The following is a 10,761-nucleotide window of genomic DNA, read 5'->3' on the forward strand; positions in this document are numbered from 1 at the left end:
GCAGGGAGGAATTACTTTAGGGTGAAGTTGTTTTTTTTTGCTAAGTTTTCTTCAGCGTCTGAGGCACGAAGGTATCTTGGGAGGAGGTAGTGGTAACTTTTAGAAGCTTTAATGGTTAGACAAAGAAGAGACTCAGGTAAGGCTTTATCCCATACAGGATCAAGAATTTTGAAATTGCCATGTTTAAAAATATTAGAATTTCTGCGAACGCCGCTGCCCATTATATTCAATTTGCCATTAGTGTCCAAACCTGCAATTTTTGCCACATTACTCAGTGCAATATTTGCAGGAGCATATAGTAGCTCAAGACCGGGAGTCTTGTAAGCAGCAGCATAGACCTGGCCAATCCTGGAGTGCACAAATATCCACAAAGGATTTTTCAATAATTTTCCAGGACCATACGCCAAAGCATCAAAGTAAGAGATCCTGCCCATGGGAACTTGTGCTCCTGCAGCCATACCCATAGCGTGAGCAAAGATCATGCGGATTCCGGTAAAGCTTCCCGGACCTTCCACACATGATATGGCAGCTAACTCACATGGTTCCATACCAAGAAAGTTCAGGCCGGACTTTATGGTTGGAGCAATATACTTCATAGCCCGGCCAGGTACATAAAGAGTCTCGGACCATAGCACCTGCTCTTCCTCACCGAAAACTACCTGTAAATGCGCTTCAGCACAATTAAGGACAAGATGAATGGAAGAGGAAGAGGTAGAGCTTGATATTTTACTCATGACTTTCTCAACTTGAAATATTTATTATGCGATATTCTGCTTACTGAACAGACATCTTTACTGCAGAGTCAAATTTCATTGTGCAACATATTGATTTTATGAAACCTTTCTACACTATGGATGTTTACAAGTGTATCCAGCAATACCGCATGAAATCATGATCTTTTTTATTTCACAATTCATAAATAACTGATAACTTTTATTCTAAAGATCTTTATTCCCATCCAGAAAAAAAAGCATGTTCATGAGGCACTAACTCTTTCCAGTGATACAGTTCTTTATGTTTTCTATATGCCTGACGTATATTTTGCCAACGCAACTCCCAATGATGCTGATCAGGATTACTTCTGAATACATCATTATAACTTTTATTTTTTGCCAGCTCTTTTTCAGTTGTTTTTAATTTTTTTTTCATCTTAAAAAGCTTATCTTCAAGAATTATTTTCCGCAAACGATTTGAAGTTGTATTAATACTCCTGTAAGGAAAGTGATGGGTAAATATGCCATGTATAGGTTCTACTAAAGGACAGGAATCGCAAGCAAAAATATGATATCCAGGTCCAATAATTATCCGTGACTGGTCTTGGTCATACCTTATTAACTGGTGCTTCATGTGATTATAGTTACAATATGACAAGGTTTCCATTTCAGCTTTGGGATAAGCAAATGCTGGGTTAGATCCAGGTTTATAAATGCTGTTGCCTGGGTAATGATTTAAGAAAGTAGAACCTATAACCCTGTATTCAGTTGAAATAGATCTAATATACTCCTTGATAGTCTTGCCAAAAGGACCATGTGGCAATTCGTCAGCATCAATAAACAACCACCAAATGTGCTTTTCATTTACCTTACTACTAACCTCGTCCATACACCTATTAGCTATAAGCACTTTTTGATCTTCTTCGAAATATTTAGAATTATATCGATCATAAAGAATAGCACCTGCATCAATAGCCTTTTCCACTGTGTTATCATCACTACAGTGATCTACGACAAACACCTTGTCACATCCCTGGATAAAGGCATTCTTTATGGTAGACTCAATAATGTCAGACTCATTATAAGCAAAAATAAAAGCATATAGTGGAAAATTTTCAAGCGAGAAGCCCAAAATGTCCTCTGAGTATACCATTTTTGAGTTAACCATAAGCATCCTCTTAGAATTACAATACTATCAATAGCTTAGTCTTGCTTAAAGAAATCAAGACTTTGCAAAACGGCCCAGATTGAGCATCGACCGATATACAGAATGTGAAATTTTTAAAGCAAGTAGATCCCGGATGAGCCAGCCCCCGAGCCACATTCAAAAGATGAAGCTGTTACCAAAAAATGATCTTTCATACGTGCTATAATCTGCCTTGATGGGATTTCATACCATACAGTAATTCCTACCCAATATCATTTCATAAATGATCTATAGTATTCACCAATCTTTACAGCATCATCGTAAATTGTCTTGACCGGTTTAATACCTGATTTTAAACTAAGCAAAATCTCTGGATCCTTAGCAACCCTAAAAATATTCATTGCTAAGTCTGCACCATCGCCACTCTTAAACAAAAAACCGTTTTTTCCATGCTTAACAATTTCAGACAGGGCTCCGGCATTGGATGCTATGACAGGCACTCCTGCTGATAGTGCTTCACGTACAACAAATGAGTAACTTTCGATACGTGAGGGTAGAATTACACAGTCAGTGGACTCGAATATGGATCCCAAATCAGATTTACTATATGCGCCACAGTATTGTATCCGTGAGTCGCCATTTGCTATTTCCATGACCTTTTCAAAATAATGAGTGCTGGAAATATGCCCGTATATATTTAAAATGATATTGTTAATCTTAAGCGCACGAAAAGCGCTTACAGCAACATCTAACCCTTTGAACCAACAGATCCCTCCAAGGTATGTAAAACGTACAGGATCTCCATTGTTTTTTGAAAAGTTCGTCATAGAAACTGGTTTCATACCAAGAGATTCGTGAACAATTTTGAAGTCAGGTTCTCCATATTTTTTATATTTAAACAGGCTAAACCTTGATGGGCATATGCCGAGATTCACACGCTTCATAACCTTAGCAGCGTAATTTTTTCTTTGTATCAGCCAGGCGGAAGACAGATTATCGGTATGAACACGCTGGCATTCGACGCATTTATCAAGAGTGTCAGGCCCGCTACACACCTTTCCTGCTGAATGTATCAAAATTGCGTTGGCACATAACAACCAAAAGTCATGAAAAGTAAACATAACAGGAATATGTCTACCTATTACATCTATTAATGAACATGAATAATTTATCATGCTGTGTATATGAACTAAACTAAAGTCCATACCTTGCATCCAAGGTTTTAGGGTATTTAGAAGATATGAATTATATAGTAAGTTTTTATGGGACAAGGGTATGGTCAGAACATATGTAGGTATATTCTGGTATTCAGATTCTGTGATTATATAGAAGGGTTCATGATTAACATTGCTGTCTTCCAAAATTTTTGTGTACAGTACTGAGGGCAGGTAACCCAATTCCATTTGAGCTTCAGATAACTCTGAAATATAGTATTCAGTCCCTGCTTTGCTATTGGGGAGATAATCATTGACGATATGCAAAATACGCATTTGTGGTATCAACTCAGAGGGATAGAAGGGATATCTGACATTAATTTAACAAAGCTTTTTCTACGGGGATGAAGCATAGCCCGTAATAGTTACTGCCAAAGATGTAAATCCGGAAGCACAGACGGATCCAATGGTCCTTTAATGATGTATAAGGCAATAGATATCTTTCGCCCCTCCACCATTGCTGAGACTGACCTGTGATTTCCATCCAGCAGAAGTATGTCAGGACCTGGAGGCTTATAGCCTGGAAAAACAAAATTTGTGTTTTGCCCCATCAGCCTATTTTGTACTTCATGATATTCCAAAAGTTCGGAGTTACTGGCTGCATGTATCACTGAATTAGGCATTGCATCATTGTGATAGAACTCTCTTGGTCTTCCTGATTCGTCTGTATACCATGGTGTCCAGATTTTGTCTGCTGCTGCAGGCAAACTGCATCCATATTTTTCTATCCTTGGCCTGTAGGTAAGCAAAAGTTTCCAATTCAGAGCGCAGCGAATAGTTAAAGCAAACTTGTAGAAAAAATCCCTGATATGCATTTCAAGCAACTACCTGAAAATCCTCAACAAATCATTAAATATGGCCAGACTCATAAGGGCCAGCAGCAGCGCAAGGCCAATTCTTGTGGCCACCTGGCGCATGCGGTCGTTCAGAGGTTTTCCGGTAATCATTTCAGCAGTGTAAAAAACTATGTGCCCACCATCAAGAACTGGAATGGGCAAAAGGTTTATCAGTCCAAGATTGATGCTGATAAGCGCAGTTAAAGCCAGCAGGTTAGTCAGTCCTTCATGGGTCTGCTCACTCACAAGCTGGGCAATCATTATGGGACCACCAATATTATCCAAGGGAATGATGCGCTCGATGAGTTTAATAATGCCTTCTACTGTGAGTTTCATGAGCATCCAGGTCTGGGCCGCACCCTCAGCAGCTGCAGAAGTAAAACTCAAGGGAATTTCTACAGTGTCCCCTGATGCTATGATTCCAACCTGAGGAGTAATTATCTCTTCTCCAAAGATATTTTCACGGGTGGCCATATGAGGTATGATTTCAAAGTCCAGTATATTGGCACTGCGTTCAACCTGAAAAGACAGTGCATCTCCGCCGCTGCCCTGGATGTACTGAACCATTTCTTCCCAGTTTTGAATCTCATGGCCATTAATGGCTATTACCCTGTCTCCCGGTTCCAGTCCGGCTTCATAAGCAGGGCTGTCATCTGCCACCTGTCCGATATGAGCCAGCATTTCCATCTGCCCATGTGCCCAGAAAAGCCCCCAGTATATAAACCAGGCCAGAACAAAGTTAAAAACCGGACCGGCTGCCACAACAAGGATACGCTGCCACGGAGGTCGCCTTGCAAAACTTTCTTCCTTATTGAACTTATCCGGCAAGTCTGCATCCTCAGCCTCTCCCACCAGACTTACATAACCTCCCAATGGAACGGCTGAAAGACGATATTCGGTTTTGCCAAAATTAAAGGCCAGCAGCTTTGGGCCAAACCCCAGGGAGAACACTGACACTCCAATGCCGAACATTCTGGCCACAAGAAAGTGCCCCAGTTCATGAAAAAAAATCAGTACACCAAGTACCAGTATGAATGCTACAATACTTTCAATCATGCATTATGCCTCTATCCATTGCCGCACCATGCTTCTCGTTTTCAGGTCAAGCTCCATAATCTGCTCTAAGGAATTGACCCTGCTGGAAACATGTTCGTCCAGAGCTTTAGCGTTTAAAAGCGCGATATCCATAAAACCAATTTTATTATTAAGAAATCCTTCAACACAAATTTCGTTGGCAGCATTAAGCACCACGGGGTAGTCAGGGCCACTCTCAAAAGCCTTTAATGCCAGCTTAAGACAGGGGAAAGCCTGGTAATCAGGAGCAAAAAAAGTCAGTCTCTCCAGAGCCGTCAGATCTAATGGTTCCAGACCTGTATGCAGCCTGCCCGGGAAACCCAGACAATGAGCAATGGGTATCATCATATCTGGTGTTCCCATATGGGCCAGCAATGATCCGTCAATATAGCCAACAAGAGAATGCACAATACTCTCGGGATGCACAAGCACTTTGATTTTGTCAGTTGAAATACCAAAAAGATGACAAGCCTCAATAACCTCAAGGCCTTTGTTCATCATGGTGGCTGAGTCAATGCTGATTTTGGCACCCATGGACCAGTTGGGATGATCCAAAGCCTGCTCAGGTGTCACCTTGCTCATAAATGCTTTGTCACGTCCTCGAAACGGACCACCTGAAGCAGTAATTATTATGGATTCCACACCCTTGAATTCATGGCCCTGCATGGCCTGAAACAGAGCATTATGTTCTGAGTCCACCGGCAATATTACACTCTGATACTTATTGCAGGTCTCGCCGATAAGATCTCCCGCCAAAACCAGAGACTCTTTATTGGCCAGCAGAATTACCTTGCCCTTTTGCGCGGCTGCCATGGTGGGCCGAAGCCCAGCCGCCCCAACCATGGCAGACATAATAAAGTCCGCATCATCCATCATAGCCATGTTTTCATAACCAGATGTACCATAAACAATATCAGGACAATATCCTGAATCTAATCTGGAACTAAGCTCCCCGGCCAAAGATTCATTATATACCCCCAGAACTCCAGGTCTGAATTCATTGGCCTGTTCCGCAAGCAGCTCAATATTCCTGGCACCGGCCAGCCCCACCACCTGGAAGTCATCCCTGTTGTGCCGAATTACATTGAGAGAACTGGTTCCAATGGATCCAGTGGAACCCAGTATGGTTATTGTTCGCTTTTTTGCTTTAAAATGAGGGGAATCGGTGGGTGAAATATATGATATCAAGGATTATCCACCTTAAAATACTGAAAATAAAGTGTTGTATATAACAAAAACAGGCAAAAGCAGCAGCAGGCTGTCAATACGATCCAGAATTCCACCATGCCCGGGCAGTATATGTCCTGTGTCCTTTACATTATTCCAGCGCTTCAGTGAAGATTGAAAAAAATCACCAAGTTGGGCAGCTATGTTCATGAACACTGCAAGCAGCAGATAATGCCACCAGACAGAATTACCAAAAGCCAGACTCATGCCAAGCACCACAGCAACACAGAGAAGCATCCCCCCGGCACTGCCGGCCCAGGTCTTTTTGGGGCTGACATCAGGCCAGATCTTTTTTCCCCCAAGCCATGAACCAGCATAATAAGCACCAGCATCCGAAGCAACTACTGCCAGAAGCACAATTATAATCTGAACTGAATCAAGGTTGAAAAAAAGGCTCAATACCAGAGGAAGGTAAGACATGCCCCCAATGAGAATAAGGTAGTCTTTAAATTCAGCCTGTTCTTTTTTCCTGCTGTATTCTATCAGAAAAAGAAGCCAGGTGATCCAGAAAAACACCACCAGAAACAGAACCGGATTCTCAGTCCAGCCAAGGCCTGTATCCAATAAAAAGAGAGTTCCACCAAGGCTTCCTGTGAGCTTTAGAAAAAGCTTGGAGCCCCGCTCCCAGAAAAGATTGTAGAATTCCCACAGACCAATAAAACCTGCCAGACCAATGGTCAAGGTCTTGATCAGACCACCGGCGTAAATGACTGCTCCCATAAGTGGAATAAGCACTAAGGCAGTCAGTATTCTTTTTTGATGTGAGGTAAATTTCATATGGATTCCACCCTGCCCAGCCTTCTCTGCCTGGTGGCAAAATCTTCTAAGGCTGTACGCAGTTCCTGAGGTGTAAAATCAGGCCATAGCGTTGGTGTAAAGTACAGTTCTGAATAAGCAGACTGATATAACAGATAGTTACTGATGCGCAGCTCACCACTGGTCCTGATAATTAAATCAGGATCAGGCTGGCCTGCTGTATATAAATATTCACTGAATACTTCTTCAGTCAAATCATCAGGGGAAAGTCCTTTTTGCATGACAGCCTTGCAGGCTCTGACAATTTCATGGCGTCCAGAGTAGTTCAAAGCAAGGTTCAGATTCATGCTGGAGCATGATTTAGTTTTGGAGCAGGCATGATTCACCACTTTTCGGGTGGGCATCGGAAGCTCATCAAGCTCTCCCAGAATATTCAACCTGATATCCTGTTTGATAAGACTTTGCAGCTCTCCCTGAATAAAGCGCCCCAAAAGGCTGAAAAGAAATGATACTTCTTCCCTGGGTCTGGCCCAGTTCTCACGGGAAAAGGCATAAAGAGTCAGATACGGTATTTCTAAGCGCCTGACTTCCTCAACTATGGACCGCGCTGCTCTGGTTCCCTGATTGTGACCTTCACTTCTTGACAGATTTCTTTTATTAGCCCATCTGCCATTACCATCCATGATGATAGCGAGATGTCGGGGTGTTCGATTAAGCAGATCAGATCTCCATTATTTCTTTTTCTTTTTCAGCAAGAACCTGATCCGCCTGTTCCACAAAAGAATCCGTAATCTTCTGCACTTCGTCCTGCCCCTTGTGCATATCATCTTCAGTCAGTTCCTTGCTGTTCTTCATTTTCTTGAGGGTCTCGTTGGCATCACGGCGGACATTGCGCACTGCTACCTTGGTGTCTTCTGAATATTTTTTAGCAAGCTTTACCAGGTCTTTACGTCTTTCTTCAGTCAGCGGCGGAATATTAATCCTGATAACCTTTCCGTCATTGACAGGATTAAGCCCCAGATCAGACTTCATAATGGCCTTTTCCACCCCGGCAAAAGCGTTACGATCCCAGGGCTGAATGGAGATGGTTCTGCTGTCGGGAATAGATATTGAGGCCAACTGGTTAAGAGGTGTAAGTGTTCCATAATAGTCCACCAAAACATCATCCAGCAGACCAGTGGAGGCCCTGCCGGTCCGCAGTTTGGAAAACTCTTTTTCAAGGGTGGCTATGGCTTTTTTCATTCTGGATTTACAATCTTTGAGCACTTCCTGCATTTCATCCTCCTTGAAGTATTTGCCTGTTTCTTATCTGAATCCTGGGAGTTTACAGTTGCCAGTTGTTTGTTAATTGTTAATTGTTATCTGTTATTTGTTATTTGTTATCTGTTATCTGTTATTTGTTAATTGTTATCAGGGTAAGGCAGTGAATTCAGGCTTTTGTCCTGCGACAATGAACTATTAACTTCTAAGTAACTAAAATCAAATTATCAACAAAATCAGACGGTTATAGTTTTCACAATTTTAAGATTTTTACATATGATTGATTCTCAATTACCAGAAAAGTTCCGTCAAAGATGAGAGCTTTGCGCCTGGCACAGGGACTGTCCCTCGCTGTGTAAATTTTTTCATTTAAGCAAATTTTTTCCAGGAACCAATGCAGTATCATTCTTTATTATAGTACCTCGCGGGGACTGTCCCAATTTCCAGAAAAGTGACAGACTCGTAAAGTTACTCGCAAGTTCGGTCCTGGTCCGCCCAGGTGAGGAGCTTACAAGTAACTGGAATAGTTTTGCCAATAAATTCAAATGGTTACAATTTTCACATTTTTATGGTTTTTGCTTATGATTCATGCACATTTGCCAGCAAAGTTCCGTCAAAGATGGGAACTTTGCACCCTGGCACAGGGACTGTCCCTCGCTGTGAAAATTTTTCCATTGAAGCAAATTTCTTCCAGGAACCAATGCAGCATCAATCTTTTTTAAAGCACCTCGCGGGGACTGTCCCAATTTTCAGAAAAGTGACAGATTCGTAAAGTTACTCGCAGGTTCGGTCCCGGGCCGCCCGGGTGAGGAGCTTTTAAACAACTAAAACAAAATTAGCAATAAATTCACAGCATTATGGTTTTACCATAAAGATTGCTTCGGTCGCTTAGGCTCCCTCGTGGGTGACAGGTTTTCAGCAACTACATCTCTGACAGCTCAGGTGTCATTGCGAGCGAGTCTTCGAGCGCGGCAATCCTTGTTGCGAGCGAAGCGAAGCAATCTCGTGTTAAGGCTATTACCTCTTTTTTTGTGGCTTAAGCCACATTTCAAAGAAGCGGCTGGAGCCGCAAGAACAAGACGTCCCCAGGCTGGAGCCTGGGAACGAGTGGCGTAAGTTACTCACAGGTTCGGTCCCGGGCCGCCTGGATGAAGAGCTCTTAACCGATAACAATTGTAAGCCACTAACTAATGAACAACAGTTCCAATTTCCTGACCGCTAATAACTCCGCTTATACTCTTTGCCTGAAAAAGATTGAATACATTTATTGGCATATTGTTGTCCATGCACAGGGAAATAGCAGCCGAATCCATGACCTTCAACTGTTTTTTCAAAACATCAAGATAAGTAAGCCTACTATACATGACAGCATCAGGATTATTAACCGGATCCTTGTCATACACCCCATCAACCTTAGTTGCCTTGAGAATGGCATCAGTCTTCAGTTCCATGGCTCTTAAGGCTGCAGCAGTGTCAGTGGTGAAAAAGGGGTTGCCAGTGCCGGCTGCGCAAATCACAATCCTTTTCTTTTCCAGATGCCTGAGTGCTCGCCGCCGAATATACGGCTCTGCAACTTCATGCATGGAAATTGCGGTCATAACTCTGGTTTCCGCTCCCATCTTCTCCAGAACATCCTGGACCGCCAGCGCATTCATCACCGTGGCCAGCATACCCATATAGTCTGCTGAAGCCCGGTCCATGCCCTTGGAGGACACTGATACGCCCCTAAAAATGTTCCCCCCGCCAATAACGAGAGCAATTTCAGCACCCAGTCCTGAAGAGTCTACAATCTCTTTTGATATGGCATTCACCGTGACCGGGTCAATACCGAAACCTTGATCTCCGGCCAATGCCTCACCACTGAGTTTTAATAGAACCCTTTTATATTTTAATTTTGTCATGTCCTGAGCCTGTTGTCCTGCGATTTCACGGGTTGAAAAAAGTATAGTGCCTGTTTATGTTTTGAGTTACCGATATAAGCCTGCAGCTTGAAAGTTATAAGCGCCTCACCCGGGCGACCTGGGACCAGACTTGCGAGTAACTAAAAAAAGCCTTAGCGCCCGCATCCTGCAGGCTATTTAATCCCAGGCGGCTGGAAGCCGCCTCCACCTTGAAGAACTGTCCCATATTTGAAAATTGGGACAGTCCCCTCGAGGTACTATAAAAAAGATTGATACTGCATTGGTTCCTGGAAAAAATTTGCCTTAATGAAAAAATTTACACAGCGAGGGACAGTCCCTTTGCCAAGCGCAAAGTTCCCATCTTTGACGAAACTTTTCTGGCAAATGTGCATCAATCATAAGCAAAAATCGTAAAAAATGAAAACTATAACTGTCTGATTTTGCTACTAATTTGGTTTTAGTTGCTTATAAGCGCCTCACCCGGACGACCTGGGGCCAGGCTTGCAAATAGCTACCTTCTTTAATTGAAGATTTATGCACACTTAGACATCCAAAATCACTTAGATAAACATCTGCATCACATCTCCAGGACCTTCCGCCTTCACCCTTCAGCCTTCCAACCTTCAGCCTTCA

Annotated in this window: 10 protein-coding genes; all 10 read right to left on the reverse strand. The window is 42.7% G+C overall.

Annotated elements, in window-relative coordinates; genetic code table 11:
• Positions 1-11: 11 nt before the first annotated feature.
• A complete protein-coding gene (gene tsaB / locus LZ23_RS14540) occupies positions 12-734 on the reverse strand; it encodes a tRNA (adenosine(37)-N6)-threonylcarbamoyltransferase complex dimerization subunit type 1 TsaB (protein ID WP_045215184.1) in 723 nt (240 codons plus the stop codon).
• Between the two features lie 214 nt (positions 735-948).
• Positions 949-1,881, reverse strand: a complete 933-nt coding sequence (locus LZ23_RS14545) for a glycosyltransferase (protein ID WP_045215186.1) — start codon at positions 1,879-1,881, stop codon at positions 949-951.
• 251 nt (positions 1,882-2,132) lie between these two features.
• Positions 2,133-3,350, reverse strand: a complete 1,218-nt coding sequence (locus LZ23_RS14550) for a glycosyltransferase (RefSeq protein WP_045215188.1) — start codon at positions 3,348-3,350, stop codon at positions 2,133-2,135.
• Between the two features lie 89 nt (positions 3,351-3,439).
• Positions 3,440-3,889: a hypothetical protein gene (locus LZ23_RS14555; protein WP_157493238.1), complete on the reverse strand. Its 450-nt coding sequence runs from the start codon at positions 3,887-3,889 to the stop codon at positions 3,440-3,442.
• Positions 3,890-3,898: 9 nt separating this feature from the next.
• Positions 3,899-4,966: an RIP metalloprotease RseP gene (rseP, locus tag LZ23_RS14560; RefSeq protein WP_045215191.1), complete on the reverse strand. Its 1,068-nt coding sequence runs from the start codon at positions 4,964-4,966 to the stop codon at positions 3,899-3,901.
• 3 nt (positions 4,967-4,969) lie between these two features.
• Positions 4,970-6,172: a 1-deoxy-D-xylulose-5-phosphate reductoisomerase gene (gene dxr / locus LZ23_RS14565; RefSeq protein WP_045215193.1), complete on the reverse strand. Its 1,203-nt coding sequence runs from the start codon at positions 6,170-6,172 to the stop codon at positions 4,970-4,972.
• A gap of 12 nt (positions 6,173-6,184) precedes the next feature.
• Positions 6,185-6,988 carry a phosphatidate cytidylyltransferase gene (locus tag LZ23_RS14570; RefSeq protein ID WP_045215194.1) on the reverse strand — a complete coding sequence of 268 codons (804 nt, stop codon included), beginning with the start codon at positions 6,986-6,988 and terminating at the stop codon, positions 6,185-6,187.
• Positions 6,985-7,686 carry an undecaprenyl pyrophosphate synthase gene (gene uppS, locus LZ23_RS14575; protein ID WP_045215196.1) on the reverse strand — a complete coding sequence of 234 codons (702 nt, stop codon included), beginning with the start codon at positions 7,684-7,686 and terminating at the stop codon, positions 6,985-6,987. The genes LZ23_RS14570 and uppS overlap by 4 nt, the downstream gene beginning before the upstream one ends.
• Before the next feature lies 1 nt (position 7,687).
• Positions 7,688-8,242, reverse strand: a complete 555-nt coding sequence (frr, locus tag LZ23_RS14580) for a ribosome recycling factor (RefSeq protein ID WP_045215198.1) — start codon at positions 8,240-8,242, stop codon at positions 7,688-7,690.
• A 1,172-nt stretch (positions 8,243-9,414) separates the two neighbouring features.
• A complete protein-coding gene (pyrH, locus tag LZ23_RS14590) occupies positions 9,415-10,128 on the reverse strand; it encodes a UMP kinase (protein ID WP_045215201.1) in 714 nt (237 codons plus the stop codon).
• Positions 10,129-10,761: the final 633 nt, after the last annotated feature.

Source organism: Desulfonatronovibrio magnus (assembly GCF_000934755.1).
Classification (GTDB): domain Bacteria; phylum Desulfobacterota; class Desulfovibrionia; order Desulfovibrionales; family Desulfonatronovibrionaceae; genus Desulfonatronovibrio; species Desulfonatronovibrio magnus.

What these genes read in the sequence shown, in the direction of transcription:
- pyrH (WP_045215201.1), bottom strand. Translation starts at nt 10,128, where the DNA reads ATGACAAAATTAAAATATAAAAGGGTTCTATTAAAACTCAGTGGTGAG.
- rseP (WP_045215191.1), bottom strand. Translation starts at nt 4,966, where the DNA reads ATGATTGAAAGTATTGTAGCATTCATACTGGTACTTGGTGTACTGATT.
- LZ23_RS14570 (WP_045215194.1), bottom strand. Translation starts at nt 6,988, where the DNA reads ATGAAATTTACCTCACATCAAAAAAGAATACTGACTGCCTTAGTGCTT.
- LZ23_RS14555 (WP_157493238.1), bottom strand. Translation starts at nt 3,889, where the DNA reads ATGCATATCAGGGATTTTTTCTACAAGTTTGCTTTAACTATTCGCTGC.
- frr (WP_045215198.1), bottom strand. Translation starts at nt 8,242, where the DNA reads ATGCAGGAAGTGCTCAAAGATTGTAAATCCAGAATGAAAAAAGCCATA.
- LZ23_RS14545 (WP_045215186.1), bottom strand. Translation starts at nt 1,881, where the DNA reads ATGGTTAACTCAAAAATGGTATACTCAGAGGACATTTTGGGCTTCTCG.
- tsaB (WP_045215184.1), bottom strand. Translation starts at nt 734, where the DNA reads ATGAGTAAAATATCAAGCTCTACCTCTTCCTCTTCCATTCATCTTGTC.
- LZ23_RS14550 (WP_045215188.1), bottom strand. Translation starts at nt 3,350, where the DNA reads ATGCGTATTTTGCATATCGTCAATGATTATCTCCCCAATAGCAAAGCA.